We start from the raw sequence: 22,982 nt of genomic DNA, 5'->3' as shown, positions 1-22,982 counted from the left end.
CGGAAATGCCGCAGGCCTGTTGCCCAAAGCCGGGCCGCGGCGGCGGAATTTTAGGCAGAAAGCTCAGAACCCTGCCGCGGCGCCGTCGCTGCGCGGGTCGGTGGCGCCTTCCAGCACGCCATCCGCATACTGCACGATGGCGCCGGCATGCCCCATGGTGCCGGTGAAATCCTCCAGGATTTCCACATCGTGGCCGGCGGCCTTCAGCGCTGCGACGAGGGCAGGATCGAACCGGCTTTCCAGTTTCAGCGTCACGCTGTTCTCGCCCCAGGTCTTGCCCAGCAGCCAACGGGGCGCGGTGATCGCCTGCTGCAAACCCTGGCCGAACATCGCGTAGCGGGTGAACAAAGCGGACTGCGTCTGCGGCTGGCCCTCGCCGCCCATGGTGCCATAGACCATGACGCGGCCATCCTTGAAGCGCGCCAGCGCCGGGTTGAGCGTGTGGAAGGGCATGCGGCCCGGCACGAGTTTGCGTGGCGAGTCTCCATCGAGCAGGAAGCTGGAGCCGCGGTTCTGCCAGTTGATGCCGGTTTCCTCCAGCACGCAGCCCGAACCGAATTCGAAATAGATCGACTGGATGAAGCTGACCGCGATGCCGTTGCCGTCGATGGCGCCCATCCAGGTGGTATCGCCGCCAGAAGCCGGCTGCGGCCAGGGCAAAGCCCGTTTGCGGTCGATCTTCGCGGCCAGCGCGTCGAGCGTGGCGGCCTCAAGATATTTCTCCGGCGCTTCGGGCATGGCATCTGGATCGCCGACGATGCGGTCGCGCACCAGGAAAGCCTGCTTGGTGGCCTCCACCAGGCCGTGGACATGATCGAAACCTTCCGCGTCGCGCACGCCCAGCCGCTCGAACAGCGCCAGGATCATCAGCGAGGCCAGGCCCTGCGTCGGCGGCGGGAAGTTGAAGAGTTTTGCCTGCGCGATATCGACGCCGAGCGGCGCGACGCGGCGCGCCTGATGGCGGGAAAGATCCTCGGCCGAGACCGGGCTGCCGATCTGGGCCAGATCGGCCACGATGCGCCGAGCCAGGTCGCCGCGATAGAAATCCTCCGTGCCCTTGGCGCCGATCTGTTTCAGCGTGGCGCCAAGGGCCGGCAGTTTCATAAGGCTGCGTTCCGCCGGCGCCCTGCCGCCGGGCAGGAACCGCGCGGCGAAGCCGGGCACGTCTTTGAGTTCAGTCAGCTTGGAGGCGGTGAGGTCATGCTGGCTCTGCGTCACCGCGAAGCCGTTTTCGGCATACCAGACGGCATCCTGCAGCAGGCGCGACAGCGGCAGTCGGCCGCCCAGCTCGGCGCTGAGTTGCAGTGCCTCGCCCCAGCCGCTGACCGTGGCGGCCACGGTGTTGGCGGCCAGCGGGCCGCGCCAGGGGATGCTGCCCAGACCCTGCGCCTGATACAGCGCCGGCGTTGCCGTTGCCGCCGCGCGGCCGCAGGCCTCGATAGCGATCACATCGCGACCCGGCACGGCGATCAGCCAGAAACCGTCGCCCCCGATGCCGGTCATGTGCGGATAGACCACGGTGAGCGCCGCCGCCATCGCCACGGTGGCCTCGATAGCGTTGCCGCCCTCGCGCAGCACGGCGAGGCCGGCCTCGGCGGCCAGATGGTGGGGAGCGGTGACCATGCCCCGGCGGGCGCGCGGTGTGTTCAGCATGAAGCGTCTTTACGACAGGCCCATGGCGGATGCCAGCCTTACCACCCGCCCCTTACCAACCTATTGCGCGCGGCAGCCAAGTGGCAATCGAAGGCGTGTAGAACAGGATCACCACGGCGAGGAATTGCAGGCCGATGAACGGAATTACACCCTTGTAGATATCCATGGTGGTTACCTGCGGCGGCGCCACGCCGCGCAGGTAGAACAGCGCCCAGCCAAACGGCGGCGTCAGGAACGACGTCTGCATGTTGAGTGCGATCAGGGTCGCAACCCAGACCAGGTCCACATTCGCCGCCTGCAGGATCGGCAGGAAAAGCGGCACGACGATGTAGCTGATCTCGATCCATTCGATGAAGAAACCGAGGATGAAGATCAGGATCATCATGAACCAGAGCACACCCTCGATGCCGCCGGGCACCAGCTTGAAGAAATCATGCACCAGCTGTTCGCCCTGCAGGCCGCGGAAGGCCAGGGCGAAGACCTGGGCGCAGATCAGGATAAAGATCATCGAGGCCGTGATGCGCCCCGTGGCATGCACTGCTTCCTTCAGCATGCCCCAGTTCAGCCGGCCGGCGATGGCGGCAACCACGATGGACCCCAGCGCGCCCATCGAGGCGGCTTCGGTGGGCGCGGCAATACCGCCGATGATAGAACCCAGCACGGCCAGCACGAGTGCGATCGGCGGCAGTCCGACCTTGAGCGCCTTGCGCAAAAGCTCCTGCCGGCTCATGGCGAACCGTTCTTCGCGGGGGATCGGCGGCACCTTGTCGGGTCGCACCATGCCCATAACGATCAGGTAGAGGCAGAGAATGCCGGCCAGCAGAAGCCCGGGCATCAGTGCGGCGGCGAACAGCGTGCCAACCGATTGCCCCAGGATATCGGCCAGCAGGATGATCAGCGTGCTGGGTGGAATGATCTGGCCCAGCGTGCCGGAGGCACAGATGGTGCCGCAGGCGACGCCCTTGTCGTAACCGCGCCTGAGCAGGGTGGGCAGCGTGAGCAGACCCAGCGTGACGATGGTGGCGCCGACAATGCCGGTGGTGGCCCCCATCAGCACGCCGACCAGCACGATGCCGATGCCCATGCCGCCGCGCAGACCGCCCGAGAGGTGGCCGATCACTTCCATCAGGTCGTCGGCGATGCGGGATTTCTCCAGCATCATGCCCATGAAGACGAAAAGCGGGATGGCGATCAGCGTGTAATTGGCGGTGACGCCGTAGATACGCGCCGGCAGCAGGTTGAACAGCAGCGACCCGAAGCCGAGCCAGCCGAAGAAGAAGCCGCTGATGGCGAGCGTGAGCGCGACCGGGATGCCAAGCGCGAGCAGGACAAAGAAGGAGGCGATGCAGGACAGCGCCAGGATTTCATTCAGCGGCATGTTCGAACGGGCGATCAGGTTGGGATTCGGGCGGAATATCGCCGCCGAAGAATGGGATCAGGGCGCGCAGGGTGGCAGCTAGGCTCTGGATCAGCAGCAGCAGGAAGCCGAGCGGGATCATCGCCTTCAGCAGGAAACGATAGGGCAGTCCACCCGGATCGGGCGAGGTCTCGCCGATCAGGTAGGACTGCATCACATAACCCCAGGACAGCCTGATGATGATGAGCGAGAAGGCGACAGCGGCGAGGCAGGACAGGATTTCCAGCACTTGCCTCAGCCATGGCGGAAAGCGGCTGTGGAAGATGTCGACCCGCACATGGCCTTCATGCTTGATCGCATAGGCCATGCAGAGCAGCGAAACCGGCGCCATGAGATGCCATTCCAGCTCCTGCATCGCCACCGATCCGGTGTGGAACAGGTAGCGCAGCAGCACGTTGAAGGCCATGACACAGACCAGCGCGAAGCCGGCCCAGGATGCGAGGCGCCCCGCATGCTCGACCACCAGATCGAGCATGCGGGCGCCGGACTCAAGACGCGACGCAAACATGAAAACAGATCATGCCTTGCTGAGCTGGCCGCGAATCTGCGTCTGATAGACGGATTCCGAAATGCCGGCCCATTTGTCATGGTTGGCCTTGAAGGCCATGAAGGCATCGTGGACCTTCTTGATGGCCGGATCCTTGGCGGCACCCTCGTTCAGCACCGTTTCAGTGACCTCCTTCAGCTTGGCCACCACCTGCGGCGGGAGCGGCTGAGCCGTCACGCCGTGATTCTTGATCAGGTCGTCCAGCGCTTCGGCATTGGTCGCCTCGCACCAGGTATGGCTGATCGTGTTGCAGGCGGCGGCGGCCATGCGCACGATCTCCTGCAGGTCGGTGGGCAGCGAAGCCCAGGCCTTCTTGTTGACGATCAGCTCGGTGACGTTGGAAGGCTCGTGCCAGCCGGTGGTGTAGTAGTATTTCGCCGCTTTCTGCAGGCCGAGGCGCCGATCCTGGTAGGGCCCGACGAATTCGGCGGCATCGATCACGCCGCGCTCCAGCGCGGGGAAGATTTCACCGCCGGGCAGCAGCTTCACGTCGACGCCGAGGGCGGCGTACACCTTGCCGGCCAGGCCGGGGATGCGCATCTTCAGGCCCTTGTAATCCTCGACGCCGGTGATCGGCTTGCGGTACCAGCCGGTCATCTGCACGCCGGTATTGCCCATCGCCATCGGCACCAGGTCGAAGGGCGCGTAGAGGTCCTCCCACAGCTTCTGGCCGCCGCCGTGATAGAGCCACGCGGTCATGCCCTGGAAATTCAGGCCGAACGGCACCGTGGTGAAATACTGCGCGGCAGGAATCTTGCCGGCCCAGAAATAGCTGTTGGCCGCATTCATCTCGACGATGCCTTTCGACACCGCATCGAAGCCTTCCAGCGCGGGGATCAGTTCGCCGGCGGCGAAATGCTGGATCACCAGCCGGCCGCCCGACATCTTCTTCACCATCTCGCAGAAATCGGTCGGGCTGCCGGGACCGGCCACGTAGAAGGGCGAACCGGGGCCATAGGCATTGGTCATCTTCCACTGGAAGCTCTTGCCCTGCGCGGTGGCGATGTTGGGTTTGGCGAAGGTTGCCGCCGCGGCGGCACCGCCGAGCAGACCGGCTTTCACGAAGGAACGGCGTTTCATGGCATGCCTCTTTTGTTGCTGCATGGAGGTCTGGGGAAAGACCTAGCCGTGTATGCAATCGATATGCCATGGCGGGCCGGCGCGACCCGAATTGGTACAGCGTTGTTTTGCGTTTCTATTCGGCGGAAGAAGCGGACCAATCCGCTGCATGGAGACAGACCGGATTTATACGTTGCCGTGTTATGCGGCAGTCGCTTCGGATGCGATTGCCGATTTCTGCGGCAAAAAAAATGCTCAGTCCGCGCGGCGGGACATATAGACGACGGGCAGCTCCTCGCCCGCCGCCGGCATCACGCCTTCGTTCTCGCGCCGATAACCGAGCCGTTCATACAGCGGCACGGCATTGATGTTGGCACGCACATAGAGATGCGGGTAACCGGCATCGCGTGCCGCATCTTCCGCCGCCCGCACCAGGGCCGTCGCCAGACCGCGGCGGGCCCAGCCGGGATGCACGAAGACCTTGCGGATGCGCGCGGTGCCCGCCCGTTCGGGGAATTCCAGCCAGCCTGCGGTGGCGACCAGACCGGCTGTCGGGTGCTGCGCGAGGATCAGATGCGAGCGCGCGAGGTCGTCTGCGTATTCAGCCGCAGCAATCAGCGCCTCGTGAGCGGCGATCTGCGCCGGCGTATGATGGCCGGCGGCGAGATGGCGGAAAGCCAGCGCATGCAGGGCCCTTACGGCGGCGGCATCGTCAGCCGTGTAGGGCGTCAGTACGATATCGTCAGGCAGCGATAAGCTGTGAGTCATGGCGCGACGGTATGAATCCGTGGACGGAGCGGTCAAGCTGCCGCGATGCTGCCGCATTTCTTTGTCTGGATCGCTGCATGAAACATGCGTTCCGCCATGCCTGTCTTGCCGCATTGCTGACACTGACCGCCTGCGCCGACCGCGTGGCGCCCGATGAGATCACGCTGCCCGCCCGCGCGCAGCAGAGTGAAGACTGGAGCCGCTTCCTGCCGGCGCTGTATCCCGGCCTGATGGCCTGCCTGAATGCCCATCCGGCTCAGCCGGCACGGGCGGATGACGTGGTGCCGCAGAATCACGGCATGATCCTGGTGCGCGTTACCGGTGCCGATGGCGCAAGCACGGACTGCCAGGCCGGCAGCGGCGGGACCCCCGCCCCGCGCCTCGAGCCGGCGGAAACCCGCCCCCTGAAAGGCCCTGCATTCACACCGGCGACGATGGCCGAGCCTTTTGCACCCTGCTTCCTGCCGGAACCGGTACTGACCCGCGACGGCCGGCTGCTGGGCTGGCTGAGCTATCGCCGCCCCGATTGCGAACGGGGCCAGACCCCGGTTCTGCAGGATAACTGGCGCGTCTTCGGCAACGAGCCGTTCTGGACTGTGCGGATCGCCAGCGACGGCATCGTTCTCGACCGGCTGGGCGACCTGCCCCGGCGCTATCCGGCCGCGCCTCCGGAATCAGGCGAGCGGCGCCGCAGCTGGGTGGTCGATCCGCCGGATGGCAATGCCCGCGACCGGCTGGAGGTGATCATCACCGACCGGCCCTGCAGCGACAGCATGGCCGACCGGCAATACTATCACAGTGCCGAGGTGATGTTCGGCGGCCAGACATTGCATGGCTGCGCCGAAAGGGCCGCGCCGATCCCCTGAATCACATGCGACTTGACGCGGAGGCCACGATGGCGAAGGTGTCGGGCATGAAATCGATCCTCACCGCCGCCCAGATCGAGGCCCGGCTGCTTTATCGCGACGGCCTGATGCTGGTGCTCGACAAGCCGGCGGGCCTGCCGGTGCATGCCGGTCCTGGCGGCGGCGACAACCTGGAACGGTATTTCGCCTTTCTGCGCTTTGGCCTGCCGCGCCCGCCTGCCCTGGCACACCGGCTGGATCGCGACACATCGGGCTGCCTCGTGCTGGGCCGGCATCCGAAGGCTTTGCGCAAGCTGGGCAAGTTGTTCCAGGAAGGCAAGGTCGAGAAGGTCTACTGGGCGGTGACGCGCGGCCGGCCGGACCAGGCCGAAGGGCGCTTGGATGCGCCGCTGAAGAAACTCTCCACACGCAATGGCGGCTGGCATATGGCCATCGCCGAGGACGGCCAGCATGCCGTGACCGATTACCGCGTGCTGGGCGGCAACGAGGATCTGAGCTGGATCGAATGCCGGCCGCGCACCGGACGCACGCATCAGATCCGCGTGCATCTGGCATCGCTGCGCTGCCCGATCCTGGGCGACGCACAATATGGCGAGACATCGCAACAGCCGCTGCACCTGCACAGCCGCAGCATCACCCTTCCGCTGTATCCGTCGCGCGCGCCGGTCGGCATCAGCGCGGCCCCGCCGGCCCATATGCTGGCCGCCCTGGCTGCCTGCGGCTATTCAGCCCTTAAGCACGAGCCGCAGGGCAAAGCCGATACCGGCGACCACCAGCACGCCGCCGGCCCATAAGATCACAAACCATAGCAGGCGCCGCCATAACGGGACTGCCGGTTCTTCAGTGATCCGGCCTTCAGTGGTAATGCGCATGGCGATCCACCTTGCCGCGGAAGACCCAGTAGGCATAACCGGTATAGGCCAGGATGATGGGCAACAGCACCGCGGCGCCGATCAGCAGGAAACCCAGCGACGCATCGGGTGCCGCCGCATCCCAGATGGTGATGGACGGCGGCACCATCAGCGGCCAGAAGCTGATGCCCAGCCCGATATACGACAGCACGAACAGCGCCAGCGCGGCGAGGAAAGGCTGAAGCGGGCGTTTGTAGTCATGCAGGCCGCGCCACAGGATGCCGGCCATGACCAGGACCAGCACCGGCATCGGCGCGGTGAGCGCGATATTGGGCCAGGCGAACCAGCGGCCGAGGAATTGTGGATCGAGGAAAGGCGTCCACAGGCTGACCAGGCCGATCAGGGTAACCAGCAGCACGCTCAGGCGTCGCGCATACAGATAATTCCGGTCCTGGATACCGCCTTCGGTCTTGATGATCAGCCAGCAGGCGCCCAACAGAGCATAGCCCACCACCAGGGCGATGCCGGTGAGGATGCTGAAAGGCGTGAGCCAATCCCACCAGCCGCCGGCATAGGCGCGGTCGACCACACGGATGCCCTGGACCAGCGCACCCAGCGCGACGCCCTGCGTGAACGCGGCCGCCAGCGAACCGAGCGCGAAGCTCCAGTCCCACACGCCCTTGCCGCGCCGCGTGCGCCAGCGGAATTCGAATGCCACGCCGCGGAAGATCAGGCCGAGCAGCATCACGGTGATCGGGGCATAAAGCGCCGGCAGCACGATGGCATAGGCCAGCGGGAAGGCTGCCAGCAGGCCGCCGCCACCAAGGATCAGCCAAGTCTCGTTGCCATCCCATACCGGCGCCACCGTGTTCATCAGGATGTCGCGTTCCTTTTCCTGCTTGAACAGCGGGAACAGGATGCCGATGCCGAGGTCGAAGCCGTCGAGGATCACATAGGCGAGCACGGCGAAGGCGATCAGGCCGGCCCAGATGAGGGGAAGATCGAGGGTCATGATACTTCTCCTCCTATTCGGCCGGGCGGTCGAGCTGCTGCGGCAGCAGTCCGGCGGCTGGCGTGATGCCGGCGGCCCGCAATGGCCCGTGCATCTCCGGCTCGCTTCCACCGGGTGTTTTGCCCATCAGGCGCAGCAGGTAGAACACGCCGGCGCCGAAGACGGCGAAATAGACCACGATGAAGGCGAGCAGCGAGGCCGTCACGCCGGGCAGGCCGATGGGTGAGACGGACTCGGCCGTGCGCAGCAGGCCATAGATGGTGAAGGGCTGGCGGCCGACCTCGGTGGTGATCCAGCCGGCCAGCACGGCGACGAAACCGCTCGGCCCCATCAGGATCGCGGCGCGATGCAGCCAGGCATTGCTGTATATGCGCCCGCCAAAGCGCATGACGAGGCTGACAAGCCCCAAAGCCGCCATCAGCAGGCCCAGACCGACCATGATGCGGAAGCTCCAGAACACGGTGGCGGCCGGCGGCCAGTTCTCGCGCGGGAAATCTTTCAGACCCTTCACTTCGCCGTCCCAGTCATGGGTCAGGACCAGGCTGCCGAGTTTGGGAACCTCGATGGCATATTTGGTTTCCGCCGCCTCGTTGTCGGGCAGGCCGAACAGGATCAGCGGCGCGCCGCGCCGCGTTTCGTAATGGCCTTCCATCGCCGCGATCTTGGCCGGCTGGTGTTCCAGCGTGTTGAGGCCATGCAGGTCGCCGGCGAAGATCTGGATCGGCGCCACGATGGCCGCCATCCACATCGCCATCGAGAACATCACCCGCGCCGGCGCATTCGTGCGATCCTTCAGCAGATGCCAGGCACCAACCGCGCCGACCACGAAGGCGGTGGTGAGATAGGCCGCCAGCACCATATGCACCAGCCGATAGGGGAAAGAAGGATTGAAGATCACGGCCCACCAGTCCTCCGGCACGAACTGGCCGTTCGGCGCGATGGCATAGCCAGCAGGCGTCTGCATCCAGCTGTTCACCGCCAGGATCCAGAAGGCGGAGAAGAAGGTGCCGGCGGCCACCATCAGCGTGGCGAAGACATGCAGGCCCTTGCCGACACGCTGCATGCCGAACAGCATCACGCCGAGAAAACCGGCTTCGAGAAAGAAGGCCGACAGCACCTCATAGCCCATGAGCGGACCAATGATTGGCCCGGCCCGGTCGGAAAACACCGACCAGTTGGTGCCGAACTGGTAGCTCATCACCAGGCCGGACACGACGCCCATGCCGAAGGTGACGGCGAAGATCTTCAGCCAGAACCGGAAGACCTGCATGTAGACCTCGCGTTTGGTCGCGAGCCACAGGACTTCCAGAACGGCGAGATAACTGGCCAGCCCGATGGTGAAGGCCGGGAAAATGATATGGAACGACACCGTGAAGGCGAATTGCAGCCGGGCAAGGAAGACGGGATCGAGCAGCGCTTGCATCAGGGGCCTCCGGTCGGGATAACAACGCGGAATGTGGCAAAGCGTTCGATCAGGCTAACGCCATTTGCCGGATGTGGAAAGAAATGCCGCACGGATGCCGGTGGTCAATCGCGGCATCCCGGCGCGAATTGCCGCACTGCGGCACGGAGTCGCGCGACGATAATGCCGGATCTTGCAGATCGGCCCTGCAGCATTTGCAGGGATCGGGACGGCAATTGCCTGTATGATGCCAGCGTCCCGTTTCCTGTCTCCCGGTTTTCCTCACTTCACCACCGATGCTGATTCCGCTGATCGTCGCCTGCGCGCTATTCATGGAGAATCTGGACTCCAGCGTGCTGGCCACCGCCCTGCCCAGCATCGCGGCATCCCTGGGCGAGAGCCCGCTCAAGCTCAACCTCGCCATCACCTCCTACCTGTTCAGCCTGGCCGTGTTCATACCGGTCAGCGGCTGGGTCGCCGACCGTTTCGGCGCACGCACCGTGTTCCGCGCCGCCATCGCCGTCTTCACCATCGGCTCCCTGCTCTGCGGCCTGGCCGATTCCTTCTGGACCCTGGTGGGCGCACGCGTGCTGCAGGGCCTGGGCGGCGCCATGATGGTGCCAGTGGGGCGGCTGGTGATGCTGCGCTCGATCCCGAAATCGGAACTAGTGCGCGCCATCGCCTGGCTCACCGTGCCGGCGCTGGTCGGACCGGTGATCGGCCCGCCGCTGGGCGGCTTCCTCACCACCTATCTCTCCTGGCGCTGGATCTTCTGGATCAACCTGCCGATCGGCCTGCTCGGCATGGTGCTGGTCACGCTCTATATCCCGAATGTGCGGGAAGAGAATGTGCCGCCGCTGGACTGGCGCGGCTTCCTGCTCTCCGCGCTCGGGCTCTGCGGCCTGGTGTTCGGTTTCGAGACCATCGGCCGCGGCCTGCTGCCCGATGCCGTGGTGGCCGGCCTGCTGGTGATGGGCAGCATCGGCATCGGGCTTTACATCCGCCATGCAAGGCGCCACCCGCATCCGGTGCTCGACCTCAGGCTGCTGCGCGTGCCGACCTTCCGCATCGGCGTGATGGGCGGCTTCCTGTTCCGCATCGGCGTCGGCGCCCTGCCCTTCCTACTGCCGCTGATGCTGCAGCTCGGCTTCGGCCTCACGGCCTTCGAATCCGGCATGCTCACCTTCGTCTCGGCCGCCGGCGCGCTCACCATGAAGATGGCGGCCGGCCCGATCCTGCGCCGGCTGGGTTTCCGCCATGTGCTGATCGGCAACGCGATTTTAAGCGGCGCCTTCATCGCCATCTGCGGCCTGTTCCGGCCCGATACGCCGCATCTGCTGATCCTCGGCCTGCTGCTGTTCGGTGGGTTCTTCCGCTCGCTGCAATTCACCAGCATCAACACGCTGGCGGTCTCCGACATCGACAATGCGCGCATGAGCCGCGCCACCAGCTTCACCAGCATGATGCAGCAATTATCCTTGTCGGCCGGCGTGGCGGTGGGCGCCATGGTGCTGCATGCCACCGTCACCTGGGGCGGCGGGCCCGAGCGGATCGGCCCCGCCGATTTCACGCCAGCCTTCCTCACGGTTGGCCTGACCGCGATGCTGTCGGCCATCATCTTCCTGCGCCTGCCGCCCGATGCCGGCGCGGAAGTGAGCGGTCACCGCCTGTTCGCACCGACCCAGCGCATGAGCCAGGGCACCCCGCTGCCGCCCGGCGATCATCCACCCGGCAAGACATGACAGAGATTCCCGATATCGCGTGGCTGGCGGTGCTGGCCCGCGGCCTCGCCACCGCCGGCTTCGTCGGCGGCGTGATCGCGCTGATGGAACGCAGCTCGCCCTTCATCGGCGGCATCGTGCTGGCCCTGCCGATCGTCACCGCGCCGGCTTATCTGTTCCTGCTGTTGCAGCATGATGCCGGCTTCATCGCCACCGCCGCGCAGGGCAGCCTGGCCACCATCGGCGCCGTGCTGCTATTCATCGCCGTGGTGATTGGCCTGGTGCGTTACCTGCCGATGCCGGCCGTGCTGGCCTGTGCCCTGGGCACATGGTTCGTGGTCGGGCTGGCGATCCGCCTGCTGCCCGCCAGCATCTTCATCTCGCTGGGCATCCTGGCCACCGCCGCGCTGGTCGCCTGGCTGGCCGGCCGTAATGTATTGCTGACCGCGCCGGCCGCGCGCAGTCGCTCGCCGCTGTTCGAGATCGTGCTGCGCGGCGCCATGGCGGGCATACTGGTAATTGGCGTCAGCCTGCTGGCCGAGTTGTTCGGCCCGCGCATCGCCGGCATCTTCGCGTCTTTTCCGGTTGCCCTGCTGGCGGTCTGCTGGTTCCTGCCGCGTCGTCTGGATGCGGCCGGCATCCGGGCCGCCATGCGCGCGACTCAGATCGGCATGGTCAGCCATATCCCCTTTTTCTGCTGCCTGATCCTGCTCGGACCCGCTTTTGCCGCCGCTGGCCTGCCGCGCTTTACCGCCTTCATGCTGGGCATTGCCGGTTCGCTGCTGGTGGCGCTGACGCTCGGCCTGTTGCGGCGGCGGCAAATGAAGCGGGTTAACGTGGCCTGAGGGCTTTCTGGGGCTTTTGGCCGGCCCGGCCGCGTGCTACATGGCGCCATCCCTGAAAACCAGCTTGTCCGTCGCCATGACCACCCGCCTGAACCCGATCTTTGCCGACGCGCCCACCACGATCTTCGAGACCATGTCGCGGCTGGCGCTGCAGCATGACGCGATCAACCTTGGCCAGGGCTTCCCCGACGATCCGGGCCCCGAGGATGTGCGCGCCAAGGCAGCGCAAGCAGTCGTATCGGGCTGGAACCAGTACCCGCCGATGATGGGCCTGCCCGATTTGCGCCAGGCTGTGGCCGAGCATTACAAACGCTTTCACAAACTCGACCTCGACTGGCAGTCGGAAGTGATGATCACCTCGGGCGCCACCGAGGCCCTGGCCGACAGCCTGCTGGCGCTGATCGAGCCAGGCGACGAGGTCGTGCTGTTCCAGCCGATGTACGATGCCTATCTGCCGCTGGTGCAGCGCGCCGGCGGCATCGCCAAATTCGTCACCCTGCGGCCGCCGCACTGGCGGCTGGACGAGGCCGCGCTGGAGGCCGCCTTCTCGCCGAAGACCAAGGCGGTGGTGTTCAACAACCCGCTCAATCCCACCGCCACGGTCTTCACGCGCGAGGATCTGGAGCTGCTGGGCCGCTTCCTGGTGAAATACGATGCCATCGCGATCTGCGACGAAGTCTGGGAGCATGTGCTGTTCGATGGCCTGACGCATACGCCGCTGATCGCCATGCCGGGCCTGCGCGAGCGCTGCATCAAGATCGGCTCGGCCGGCAAGATCTTTTCGCTCACCGGCTGGAAGGTCGGTTTCGTCTGCGCCGCGCCGCAGATCATGAAGGTGCTGGCCAAGGCGCACCAGTATGTCACCTTCACCACGCCGCCCAACCTGCAGACCGCCGTGGCCTATGGCCTGGGCAAGACGGACGAATATTTCGCCGGCATGCGCCAGACCCTGCAAACGGCGCGCGACCGCTTCGCGGCGGGTTTGACCGAAGCCGGCCTCACCGTGCTGCCCAGCAAGGCGACCTATTTCCTGAATGTCGACCTGGCGCCGATCTACGCGGCCAAAGGCAGCAACGCCATCGACGATGCGGATTTCTGCACCCGCATGGTGGAACAGGCGAAGGTGGCCGCCATCCCGGTCAGCGCCTTCTATGCCGAAGACCATGTGCGCAGCGTGGTGCGCTTCTGCTTCGCCAAGAGCTACGACAAGCTGGACGGTGCGGTGGAGCGGATCGCAAAGTTCGTAAAGAAGGGCTGAGGCCCCGCCGTTGCCGGCGAGGCCTCCCACCTCAGGCCGCCTTCCTGATACTGCCGATATTCTTCAGCGTCGCCGCGCAGGCCAGCGCCACCTCGCGGCCCTTCACCACGAAATGATCGGCGAAGAAACGCCGATGTTCCTCATGCTCGTGGAAGCGCAGCGGCGTGAGCACGCAGCTCAACACCGGCACGCCGGTTTCGAGCTGCACCTGCATCAGGCCCTTGATCACGGCATCGGCCACAAAATCATGCCGATAGATGCCGCCATCCACCACGAAACCGGCGGCGACGATGGCCTGATACCGCCCGCCCTGGGCCAGCAATTTGGCCTGCAGCGGGATTTCGAAGGCGCCGGGCAGTTCGAAACGGTCGATACTGCCCTGGCGCAGGCCGGCCCTACCCATTTCGGCCAGGAAACTGTCCCAGGCTTTGTCCACGATGTCGCGATGCCAGCAGGATTGCACGAAGGCGACCCTGATGGCCTGGCTGCCGCCAGCATCGAGACGGAACGATGAGGAGGTATGTTCTGCTTGGCTCTGATTCATGATGGCGTCCTTTCCTCTGCCATTGCCAGAATCAGGGCGCACGGCGACAGAGGCGCGGCCGTCCGCGCGGCGCAAAGCCGCACAGCCGTCCGACACGGACTGCGCACCGTTCTCTTCCATCCGGACTGTAACCGTCGGCTTCGGCCTTGCACCGAATCTGCTGACCCCGGCCACCGCATGAAAGCGACCAGGCGCTCGCGGGCTTGCATCCGAAGATGCTTACCGCCGGTGGGGACTTTCACCCCGCCCTGAGAACGTGGCCGCCCGGCTCATCCGGACGGCCAAATCCTGAATAGGACGGGACGAGGCCAACGGCAAGACTGTCGTTACGTCAGCGCACGGCCTTCAGCATTTCGCGCGGCGTATCCACGCCACGCACCCGGCCGCGCAGATATTGCGGCGGCACATGGACATCCGCGCCCAGCGCATCGGCGGCGCGCCAGGGCCAGAAGGGATCGTTGAGCAGGGCGCGGGCCATCGCCACCAGGTCGGCACGACCTTCCGCCACGATGGCTTCGGCCTGCGCCGGCTCGGTGATCAGGCCGACCGCCATGGTGACCATCCCGGTAGCTTTCTTCACGGCCTCGGCAAACGGCACCTGATAGCCCGGCCCGGTGACGATCTTCTGCTGCAGCGAAACGCCGCCGGACGAGACATCGACGAAATCGCAGCCCAGCTCTTTAAGCGCTGACGCGAAACGGATCGCATCGGCAATCTCCAGGCCTTCGGCGCCCATCCAGTCGCTGCCGGTGATGCGCATGCCCAGCGGCTTGTGCGCGGGCCAGGCGGCGCGCACGGCTTCGAACACTTCCAGCGGGAAGCGCAGGCGGTTGTCCAGGCTGCCGCCGTAAGAGTCGTTGCGCCGGTTGGAAATCGGCGAGACGAACTGGTGCAGCAGGTAACCATGGGCACCATGCAGCTCGATCAGATCGATGCCGGCGCGGTCGGCGCGTTGCGTCGCTTCGACGAAGTCACGCTTCACCCGCGCCAGGCTTTCCTCATCCAGCGCCTGCGGCACATGCCAGCCTTCGCCGTGGGGCAACGCGCTTGGCGCCTCGGTCAGCCAGGCTTCCGGGCCGATCAGTGGTTTGCCGCCGCGCCAGGGCAGGTCGGTGGAGGCCTTGCGGCCGGCATGGGCCAGCTGGATCGCCACCGGGGCGCGGCCAAAATGCTTGAGATCGGCGGCAATGGCGGCGAATTCAGCCTCCTGCACGGCGTTATAGAGGCCGAGGCAGCCGGGCGTGATGCGGCCCTGGGCACTGACATGGGTGGCCTCGGCCATGATCAGGCCCAGGCCGGCGGCGGCATAGCGGCCGAGATGGATGCGGTGCCACTCGTTCGGCACGCCATCGGTGGCGGAATACTGGCACATCGGCGACAGCACGATGCGGTTGGGCAGCGTGACGGAGCGCAGCTGCAAAGGCTCGAACAGGGCGGACATGTCTGGGATACCGGAAGCTGGTTGGAACGACGCCGCTTGAGTGTGGCGCAGCGCGCCGCGATTTCAAGCGCCTCGCTTCCGCTGCACCAATTTCAGGATTGGTCGCGCCAAGCGTAGTTGAAGCTGATCGAAATCCGTTCCTGCTTTGTAAAGCTGGGCGGCACCTCATGGCGCAGCCAGCTTTCGAACAGCACCAGGCTGCCCGCCTTCGGCTTGACGCTGTAATGCAGCCTTTCGCGCGGCGGCAGGTCGTCGCGTTTGGGCGGCGCTGCCATCAGTCGGTCGAGCCGTGGGTCCTCGAACTTGATTGCCGCCGCGCCGCGCGGGGCCTGCACGTAATATGTACCGCTGATGAAACTCAGGGGATGCAGATGCAGGCCGTGGGTGACCGGGCCGGCCATCATGTTGACCCAGCAATCGGTCATTTCCAGCCGACGACCGCGCATGTCGTAGCCCAGCTGCTTCGCATAAGCCCTCACATGCGGCGCGATGGCCTTTTCCAGCGCTGCAAAGCCCGAGGAAATGCAATGCAGCTTGTCGTGGCTGCCATAGGAGGTATAGCCGCCCGGATAGTTCTTCGCGCTCCAGGCCTGTCCGGCAGTATCGGCCGAACGCAGGCCGTCGCATTCGTCGATCAGGTCGCGGTTGAAACGCTCGAGGCCGTTCTTTTTCAACGGCGCCGAATAGATGCGGGTGGCAAACAGGCTGAGCAGCGTCATTAGAACATCTCGAAATATTCGCGATGCTCCCATTCGCTCACCTCGAGCTGGTAGCGCGCGATCTCGGCTTCCTTGATATGCAGGAAATAGTCGACGAAGCGGTCGCCGAAGCCGCCACGATAGCAGGCGCTGGCGCGCAGGGCAGCCAACGCAGACTCTAGCGAACGCGGCAGCATCGGGGCCGGCGTTTCATAGGGCACATCGGCCGAGGGCGGCGGTTCGGCCTGTTTCGCCATGCCGTCCATGCCGGCGATCAGCTGCGACGCCATGTAGAGATAGGGATTGGCCGCCGGTTCGCCCAGGCGGTTTTCGATGCGGCTGGCCGGATCGCCCTTGGCGCCCAGCACGCGGCACATCACGCCGCGATTATCGCGGCCCCAGATGGCGCGGTCGGGTGCCAGCGAATAGGGGCGATAGCGGCGATAGGCGTTGATCGTGGGCGCGGCGAAAGCGGCCGAGGCCGGCGCATGCTCCAGCAGGCCGGCGAGGAAATGCCGGCCGAGTTTCGACAGCGGCTGGCCGTCTTCCTCCGGGATGAAGGCATTGGCGCCGGTCTTGCGATCCTTCAGCGACTGGTGCAGATGCCAGCCCGAGGAAAACACGTTGGGCAGCTTCGGCCGGCACATGAAGGTGACGTGATAACCATGCCGGCGCGCGATCTGCTTGGCCGCCGAGCGGAACAGCACCATGGTATCGGCGGATTCGAGATTGGCGCCCGGGCGGAAGGTGAATTCCGCCTGGCTGGGCCCGAACTCGACCTCCAGCGACCGCAGCGGCAGACCCAGCGCCTGCACGTCCTTGCGCAGGATTTCATAAATCTCGTCATACTGGTCGTAGCGCTGCTCGGTCAGATACTGATAGCCCTGCGTCAGCAGGCTCACCTCGGGTGGATTGCCGGGCTGGCCGGCATCTTCGGGCTTCAGCTTCGGGTCTTCGAGTTTGAAGACATGGAACTCGACTTCCAGGCCCGAGACATAATCGTAGCCCTGCTCGTTCAGCCGGGTCAGCGTGTCGCGGAAAATCCGGCGCGTCGAAAATGGCACCGGACGGCCATCGGCGAAATAAAGGTCGCAGAGCAGCCAGCCGCTATGCGGCGCCCAGGGCAGTATCTTGAATGTGGTGGGATCGGGCACCATCAGGATGTCGGCGGCACCCTGCATTTCCGGCAGGCCGAAACCGCCGCCCTGGGTGAAGACCGGAAACACCGTGCGGTGCGCGGTGTCCTTGGCCAGCAAAGTGGTGGTGAAGCCGACGCCTGCGCGCATTGCGCCCGGCAGTTCCTCGGCCACCACCGTCTTGCCGCGCAGGATGCCGTGCTGGTCGGCGAAGGAAAACCGCACCACGCCCAGACCGCGGCCGGCCACCTCGCGTTCGACGGCCTCGGCCGCCTTTTTCTGCTCCGGCGTCCACAGGCCGTGCCGTTCGACAAAACTCACGCTGCTGTCCCCCAACGCAAAATCGCCGCTATTCGGCCGCCTGCGCCAGCCAGGGCGCCTGGCGGCGCTTACGGGCATCGGCCTCGCGCCAGTATGCCTGCCACTGCGCCGTGGGGGCAACACCATCCACCGTGATCGGGCCCCGGATGGCCCGGGCGCTTTCGCCATCCAGCACCATCAGCGGCTTTTCGCCGCCCTGCTCGACCTGGTCGATGGCCTTCATCAGCATCGAACGATAGTTGATGATGGCTTTGTCGGTGCTGCCCAGATGCTCGCGGGTGCGGTCCTGGATCGGCCCCAGGCTCTCCACCGCCCATTGGTCGTGCACGTTGATGTCGAAGCCCATGCCGGTATAGGTCTGGGTCTTCTGCTGCTGCGGGTCGAAGCCGTAATTGTTGGCCTTGTTGAGGCGCGGGATGTAATCCGGCAGGGTGTAGAGCTCCAGCCGCTGGGCCCGCATCTGCGCCTTGTCGACCGGCGCGCCGAAGCTGGTGAAGATGGCATACCAGTAGCAGTTCACATCATCGATCGGTACATGCCATTGCGTGATGGTCATCTCGGCCGAGAGCGGGATGTTGAACGTCTGCGGGAATATCAGGTTGGTGACGCGCACATGGGTGCTGGCATCGCTGATCTGGCGCAGGGCGAACAGCCGCATGCCGTAATCCGTGCGCTCGACCTCGATCTGCGGGCGGTCGAATTCGCGCAGCACCTTGGTCATCGGCATGTCGGAATCGGCGGACGCGGCACGGAACTGCTTGCCGTAACTGGCGCTGGTATCCTCGTCCTCGAAGAAACGGTGCAGGAAGGAGGCATGGGCCGGATCGATGCCGACCTCCAGGGCCTGCAGCCAGTTACAGGCGATATGGCCCTTGAAGGCGAAAACGTGGCTGTCGGGCGCGACGAAGCAGTCGAAATCGGGGAAGGCCGGCGGCTCACCGTCTCCGAGGTAAGCGAACAGGATGCCGCTGCGCAGGACCACCGGGTAACTTTTCTGCCGGATGCGTTGGCACAGGCGGCTGTTCTCCGGCTCGGCCGGGGTCTGCAGGCACTGGCCCTTCACATCGAACAGCCAGCCATGAAAGGGACAGCGCAGGCCGCCATCCTCGGGCCGGCCGAAGGCCAGATCGGCACCGCGATGCGGGCAGTCGCGGTCAAGCATGCCGTAACGTCCCTGCTCGTCGCGGAACAACACGAAGTCCTGGCCCAGCAGCTTCACGGCGCGCACCGGGCGCTCGGGATCAAGCTCCTCGATCAGGGCCGCCGGCTGCCAGTATTGCCGCAGCAGCTTGCCCGCCGGCTTGTCCGGCCCCACCAGGGTCATGCGCATATTCTGTTCGTGCGTGGTCATCGCGGACTCCCTCAGATCCAGCCGGCTCAGCTTCGGCCTTGACGGACCCTCCCACAGGCCCGACAATGTCCGACTAGCGAACATATGTGCGATTTTAAACCAGTAGACTTGTACCGGCAACGGGAAAACCATGACCAAACTGCGCCAGAGCGATGCCGAAAAACGCGCCCAGAGCGGCCGCAGCCCCGATTTCCTCGAAGCGCTGGCCCGGGGGCTGAGTGTGCTGACCGCTTTCGACGACAGCCGGCCGCAGATGAGCCTGAGCGATGTGGCCCGCGCCGTCGACCTGCCGCGCGCCACCGCACGGCGCGCACTCTACACACTGGAACAGCTTGGTTATCTGGAAAGCGACGGCAAACTGTTCCGCCTGACGCCGCAGGTGCTGCGCTTCGCCTCGGCCTATCTCGGAACGGCGGGCAACGCGGCGGCATTGCAAACGGCCTGCGGCCGGTTATGCGCCGCTACCGACGAAGCCTGTTCGGCGGCCATCCTGGATGGCGAGTCTGCCGTGATGGTGGCACATGCCTCGCCGCCGCGCTTCATGTCGTCGGCGCCAGGCATCGGCTTCCGCGTGCCGGCTTTCTGCTCGGCGCTGGGGCGTGTGCTGCTGGCAGCCAGCGGCGCGCAACCGGCCGGCATCCGGAGTCTGACGCCCAGGACCGTGACGAGTAAGACCGAGTTGCAGGCGATCATCGCGAAAACGGCACGGGACGGTTATGCGCTGGCCGACCAGGAAACCGAGCTGGGTTTCCGCTCGCTGGCCGTCCCGGTGCGCCGCTTCGACGGCCGCGTGGTGGCGGCGCTGAATATCGGCATCCGCATCGAACGCGCCACGCCAAAGCAGATGAAGGACGGCTTCCTGCCCCTGCTGCTGCAGGCGGCGAAGGCCTTGCGAGATCAGGTATTGTGAAGTGGCGCAACCAGTGCGCGGCGCGTAGCAGCAATCATATCCGCCACTGTCACATCAGTGATACAGGGATAGGTGCGCGTGGACTCCGATATATAGGGACAGTCCCAGCTGCAATGATAACAGTCACGACGATGCCATAGAGCGGCCACATGCGCCCAAGCCTGTTGCCCGGGATAAGGAAAGAATTCTCCAAAATGACCGCCCCCCAATACCACAATGACCCTAACGCCTAACAACGCGGCCAAATGGGCAGGACCGGTATCGGAAGATAATACTAGAGAAGCCTTGAGAATCTGCGACACCAACTCGGTGAAACTCCAGGCCCCTATCGCCACCTCTATATGGCGACGGATAAACTCAGCTTGCGCCAAATGCCAAGCTAGAACAGCGGACAGCATATCGCGCTCGGCAGGCCCACCAACCAGACGCACCCGACGCCCCTCCGCCGCCAGCGCCGCCGCCACTTCGAACCAGTTTTCCAGCGGCCATCGACGAGGACCATAGCTGGCGCCCAAGTTGATCAGGATTGCTCCAGCCGCATCACCGACATCGTCAAGGGGCATCAGCAGATCTTTCAAGCCAACGCGCGAGTCGTTCGATGTATGAGCCGGCAGGGCAAGTGCATCTATAAAATCGCGTTGTCGCTGTATCTCATGCTTTGGCGCCTCGGCTGAACAATCGACAATGCGGGTCATGCCACTGCGAAAATATTCAGCAACCACTTGCATCTTGGGTGGCACCTCAGGCTCCATCACCCAGCGCTCAGGCGCGCCTGTGGCCGCCACCATGGCGTCGGCGACGATGGGATTGCGACGATAGACTGGACAAACTGCGCGCGCCACGCCAAGTCGGCGCAGCATGACATTAAACCGAAGCCGGTAAAAAAAGCGCCGCGCATACCGCTTCTGATCGACTAGAATAACCGTTTCTCCTGCAAAGAAATCGGCTATTACGGGTTGCCAGTCAGTGGCACCCAAAATTATGCAACGCATACCCGGCGGTACTAACGCTGCTTTATAGGACTCGAGCAGCAAACGGAACAACAGGGCATCACCAATCCCAAAAGTGCGAACCAGTAGCACAACATTACGAGGCCCTGCCGCGGAAAATAGCCGGGCGGCTGCATCTGCCAAACGCAGAACAGGCCAGCGCCTTGGCGGACGAGCCACGCGACCATTCCGATGCCCTATCATGACTAGACCGTATGCCCCAACCAGATTGGAATCGCGATTATACGCTTTTCCAGGTTATGACAAGCGGCCTAGATCGGATAGATCAGCGAATTGAGGATCAATTCGCTGTCGAACACGCAAAACCGCTCTTCCAGCAGCAACCCACCCTTCTCGCCATAGACAAAGCGGTCGACATACCGCCCGACATTATAGACCTCCGAGACCGAACCGGGCTTGGTGCGGAACACGGCATAATTCGCCGAGGCATGGATGACATCCCCGTTATCGGACAGGATGCGCGCCGTGCCGATCACATGGCGCTGGTAGTAGGGCGCATGGAACAGCGTGTTGGTGATGCCGTAAGCGCGATCCTTCAGCATGCCCTGGCCTTCCAGTGCCATGGTGCAAAGCGGCAGGCTTGCATCGAAATTCTCGCGCGGGATCACCTTGTACAGGCAATCGGGCGTGAACATGGCGATCCAGGCGTCGAAATCGCCACGATCCAGACAATCGGCATAATCGGCATTGAACTGGTCGACGCGATACTGCGATTCCAGGATCGAAAGCGCGATGGCATGGGCCCGCATCGGCATGATCAGATCTCCATCACCTTGCGCCAGTAGCCATACATGCCGCGGATCAGCGTTTCGGTCACCATATGGGGCGCAGGACCGGCGGCGCGCCCATCCAACTCGCAGATCGTGCTGGCATCGCCGCCATTCTGGCGGAAACCGTCCTGCGAGAATTCGATCACCTCGCCATCGTCGGCCGAGACAAAGCCGGCCGGACCAAACAGGTTAGCCTGGCGCAGGCGGCGGCGCGTCATCGCCTCGTCGTCTTCCTCGAATCCGAAATGTGTCCAGATGAAATCAAAGGCATCGGGGCCGGCCGGCACGATATGGCGGGTGGACAGCGAATTGACCTGCTGCTGGATGATCACGCTGGGGAACAGGGTGATCATCGTTACCGTCGGTCCGTTCCACCAGTATTCCGGCACCACGTCCAGCAGGCGCGGATCGTTCAGCGCCATGTCCTTCTTGAAACTGGTGACACCCTCGGTGACCGCCTTCACCTCGCCGCCGGCATTGCGCTGCGAGATCATCACCGCATGGCGGCCTTCCCTGTCCATCACCATGCGCGACTGCTGGTCGGCGCGCCACAGGCCGAAGGTGACGAACCAGGTGTGCAGCAGACCCGGATGATAGGGATCCTTGATGTTTTCCATCATCAGCTTCCAGTTGCCCGGAATGCGCTGGCGGTTAGTGCCGAGGATGGTGAGCTTGCGGCCATCGAAGATGCGGTTCAGCCAGGGCATCACGTCCAGGCCGAAGTACTCCTCCAGCGCGGGCACATCGGGCGAGAAGCTGGCAAAGACCAACCCGTTATAGGTGGCGACCTTCAGCCTGGTCAGGCCATGCTGCTTCAGGTCGAAATCTTCCGGCATGCCGCCCTGCACGCTGCCATCGTCTTTCTTCACGCCATGGCGGAACGGCAGGCCGGCAAGATCGCCATTCAGCTTGTAGGTCCATTGGTGATAGGGGCAGACGAAGCTGCGTGCGCTGCCGCGCTGTTTCTGGCAGAAACGCACGCCGCGATGGGCGCAGCGGTTTTCCACCACATTCAGGCTGCCATCGCGGTCGCGCACCACGATCACCTGCCGCTCGCCCACATGGGACAGCTTGTAATCGCCCGGTTTCGGCAGCTCGGCTTCCAGCGCGACGTAGCACCAATGGCCGCCGCCATGGAAAAACCGCTCCAGCTCGCGGCGATACACGGCCGGATCGGTATAGGCCCAGTAGGGCACGCGGCTGGAGCCCGTGCCGTCCCAGCGCGGCAGAGTATCCGGTGCCACTGGCTGGCACAGTTCGGCATGCATGGTCATGCGATCCTCCCGACACGGAATTTATTTGTATTTGCAAATATATTCGCGCCGGCGTCGGCGTCCGTCAATGGGTTTCCCTCATTCGGCTTCCGTAAGGTAACCGATTGAATTATGCGGCAAAACACCCG

21 protein-coding genes and 1 riboswitch are annotated in these 22,982 nt (G+C 64.5%); of the genes, 6 read left to right on the top strand and 15 right to left on the bottom strand.

The annotated features are described in order from the left end of the window. Positions 1-63: 63 nt before the first annotated feature. From ACK4FJ_RS17765 to ACK4FJ_RS17745, 5 genes are all read right to left on the bottom strand, one after another. Positions 64-1,653, bottom strand: coding sequence for a gamma-glutamyltransferase family protein (locus tag ACK4FJ_RS17765; RefSeq protein ID WP_409768070.1), 1,590 nt, complete (start codon positions 1,651-1,653; stop codon positions 64-66). Positions 1,654-1,705: 52 nt separating this feature from the next. After that, on the bottom strand, positions 1,706-3,031 hold the full coding sequence (locus ACK4FJ_RS17760; protein ID WP_409768069.1) for a TRAP transporter large permease subunit: 1,326 nt from the start codon (positions 3,029-3,031) through the stop codon (positions 1,706-1,708). Next, the gene (locus ACK4FJ_RS17755; protein ID WP_409768068.1) at positions 3,018-3,578 is read right to left on the bottom strand and encodes a TRAP transporter small permease subunit; all 561 of its coding nucleotides are present in this window, start codon (positions 3,576-3,578) and stop codon (positions 3,018-3,020) included. The genes ACK4FJ_RS17760 and ACK4FJ_RS17755 overlap by 14 nt, the downstream gene beginning before the upstream one ends. A gap of 9 nt (positions 3,579-3,587) precedes the next feature. After that, positions 3,588-4,697, bottom strand: a complete 1,110-nt coding sequence (locus tag ACK4FJ_RS17750; protein WP_409768067.1) for a TRAP transporter substrate-binding protein — start codon at positions 4,695-4,697, stop codon at positions 3,588-3,590. Between the two features lie 234 nt (positions 4,698-4,931). Beyond that, entirely contained in the window at positions 4,932-5,444 is a 513-nt protein-coding gene (locus tag ACK4FJ_RS17745) for a GNAT family N-acetyltransferase (RefSeq protein ID WP_409768066.1), read from the bottom strand. A gap of 77 nt (positions 5,445-5,521) precedes the next feature. On the opposite strand from ACK4FJ_RS17745, the gene ACK4FJ_RS17740 reads away from it, so the two are divergent. Continuing rightward, positions 5,522-6,310: a COG3650 family protein gene (locus ACK4FJ_RS17740; protein ID WP_409768065.1), complete on the top strand. Its 789-nt coding sequence runs from the start codon at positions 5,522-5,524 to the stop codon at positions 6,308-6,310. Positions 6,311-6,339: 29 nt separating this feature from the next. Beyond that, entirely contained in the window at positions 6,340-7,104 is a 765-nt protein-coding gene (locus ACK4FJ_RS17735) for an RluA family pseudouridine synthase (protein WP_409768064.1), read from the top strand. 61 nt (positions 7,105-7,165) lie between these two features. Here the strand turns inward: ACK4FJ_RS17735 and cydB are convergent, their stop codons facing one another. Together cydB and ACK4FJ_RS17725 are read right to left on the bottom strand one after the other, a co-directional pair. Beyond that, complete coding sequence (gene cydB / locus ACK4FJ_RS17730) at positions 7,166-8,173, bottom strand: cytochrome d ubiquinol oxidase subunit II (RefSeq protein ID WP_409768063.1); 1,008 nt, start codon at positions 8,171-8,173, stop codon at positions 7,166-7,168. A gap of 13 nt (positions 8,174-8,186) precedes the next feature. Continuing rightward, a complete protein-coding gene (locus ACK4FJ_RS17725) occupies positions 8,187-9,596 on the bottom strand; it encodes a cytochrome ubiquinol oxidase subunit I (RefSeq protein ID WP_409768062.1) in 1,410 nt (469 codons plus the stop codon). Positions 9,597-9,871: 275 nt separating this feature from the next. Here ACK4FJ_RS17725 and ACK4FJ_RS17720 point away from each other — a divergent pair, with 275 nt between their 5' ends. From ACK4FJ_RS17720 to ACK4FJ_RS17710, 3 genes are read left to right on the top strand one after another with little or no spacing between them, the layout of a single operon-like run. Then, positions 9,872-11,317, top strand: coding sequence for a DHA2 family efflux MFS transporter permease subunit (locus ACK4FJ_RS17720; protein ID WP_409768061.1), 1,446 nt, complete (start codon positions 9,872-9,874; stop codon positions 11,315-11,317). Continuing rightward, complete coding sequence (locus tag ACK4FJ_RS17715) at positions 11,314-12,141, top strand: hypothetical protein (RefSeq protein WP_409768060.1); 828 nt, start codon at positions 11,314-11,316, stop codon at positions 12,139-12,141. The genes ACK4FJ_RS17720 and ACK4FJ_RS17715 overlap by 4 nt, the downstream gene beginning before the upstream one ends. A 40-nt stretch (positions 12,142-12,181) precedes the next feature. Beyond that, a complete protein-coding gene (locus ACK4FJ_RS17710; protein WP_409768059.1) occupies positions 12,182-13,399 on the top strand; it encodes an aminotransferase in 1,218 nt (405 codons plus the stop codon). Between the two features lie 31 nt (positions 13,400-13,430). Here the strand turns inward: ACK4FJ_RS17710 and ACK4FJ_RS17705 are convergent, their stop codons facing one another. From ACK4FJ_RS17705 to ACK4FJ_RS17685, 5 genes are all read right to left on the bottom strand, one after another. Continuing rightward, the gene (locus ACK4FJ_RS17705) at positions 13,431-13,943 is read right to left on the bottom strand and encodes a 6,7-dimethyl-8-ribityllumazine synthase (protein ID WP_409768058.1); all 513 of its coding nucleotides are present in this window, start codon (positions 13,941-13,943) and stop codon (positions 13,431-13,433) included. A 104-nt stretch (positions 13,944-14,047) separates the two neighbouring features. Then, positions 14,048-14,203: riboswitch (FMN riboswitch) on the bottom strand. Between the two features lie 71 nt (positions 14,204-14,274). Continuing rightward, positions 14,275-15,384: an NADH:flavin oxidoreductase/NADH oxidase gene (locus tag ACK4FJ_RS17700; RefSeq protein WP_409768057.1), complete on the bottom strand. Its 1,110-nt coding sequence runs from the start codon at positions 15,382-15,384 to the stop codon at positions 14,275-14,277. 92 nt (positions 15,385-15,476) lie between these two features. After that, positions 15,477-16,103: a TIGR02466 family protein gene (locus ACK4FJ_RS17695; RefSeq protein WP_409768056.1), complete on the bottom strand. Its 627-nt coding sequence runs from the start codon at positions 16,101-16,103 to the stop codon at positions 15,477-15,479. Then, positions 16,103-17,539 carry a glutamine synthetase family protein gene (locus ACK4FJ_RS17690; protein ID WP_409768055.1) on the bottom strand — a complete coding sequence of 479 codons (1,437 nt, stop codon included), beginning with the start codon at positions 17,537-17,539 and terminating at the stop codon, positions 16,103-16,105. Before ACK4FJ_RS17690 ends, ACK4FJ_RS17695 begins: the two co-directional genes overlap by 1 nt. 28 nt (positions 17,540-17,567) lie before the next feature. After that, positions 17,568-18,890 (bottom strand): Rieske 2Fe-2S domain-containing protein, encoded by a 1,323-nt coding sequence (locus tag ACK4FJ_RS17685; protein ID WP_409768054.1) that lies wholly within the window; start codon positions 18,888-18,890, stop codon positions 17,568-17,570. Positions 18,891-19,020: 130 nt separating this feature from the next. Here ACK4FJ_RS17685 and ACK4FJ_RS17680 point away from each other — a divergent pair, with 130 nt between their 5' ends. Next, the gene (locus tag ACK4FJ_RS17680; protein WP_409768053.1) at positions 19,021-19,800 is read left to right on the top strand and encodes an IclR family transcriptional regulator C-terminal domain-containing protein; all 780 of its coding nucleotides are present in this window, start codon (positions 19,021-19,023) and stop codon (positions 19,798-19,800) included. Here ACK4FJ_RS17680 and ACK4FJ_RS17675 read toward each other — a convergent pair. The 3 genes from ACK4FJ_RS17675 to ACK4FJ_RS17665 all read right to left on the bottom strand — a co-directional run bounded on the left by ACK4FJ_RS17675 (position 19,788) and on the right by ACK4FJ_RS17665 (position 22,854). Then, entirely contained in the window at positions 19,788-20,933 is a 1,146-nt protein-coding gene (locus tag ACK4FJ_RS17675) for a glycosyltransferase family 9 protein (RefSeq protein ID WP_409768052.1), read from the bottom strand. The genes ACK4FJ_RS17680 and ACK4FJ_RS17675 overlap by 13 nt on opposite strands. Before the next feature lie 128 nt (positions 20,934-21,061). Next, positions 21,062-21,565 (bottom strand): aromatic-ring-hydroxylating dioxygenase subunit beta, encoded by a 504-nt coding sequence (locus ACK4FJ_RS17670; RefSeq protein ID WP_409768051.1) that lies wholly within the window; start codon positions 21,563-21,565, stop codon positions 21,062-21,064. Positions 21,566-21,567: 2 nt separating this feature from the next. Beyond that, on the bottom strand, positions 21,568-22,854 hold the full coding sequence (locus ACK4FJ_RS17665; protein ID WP_409768050.1) for an aromatic ring-hydroxylating dioxygenase subunit alpha: 1,287 nt from the start codon (positions 22,852-22,854) through the stop codon (positions 21,568-21,570). Positions 22,855-22,982 lie beyond the last annotated feature (128 nt).

Origin of the sequence: Ferrovibrio sp., from assembly GCF_046297595.1 — a bacterium.
GTDB lineage: Bacteria > Pseudomonadota > Alphaproteobacteria > Ferrovibrionales > Ferrovibrionaceae > Ferrovibrio.
The sequence above is the reverse complement of the archived record's forward strand: the minus strand, read 5'-3'. Positions and strand labels throughout refer to the sequence as shown.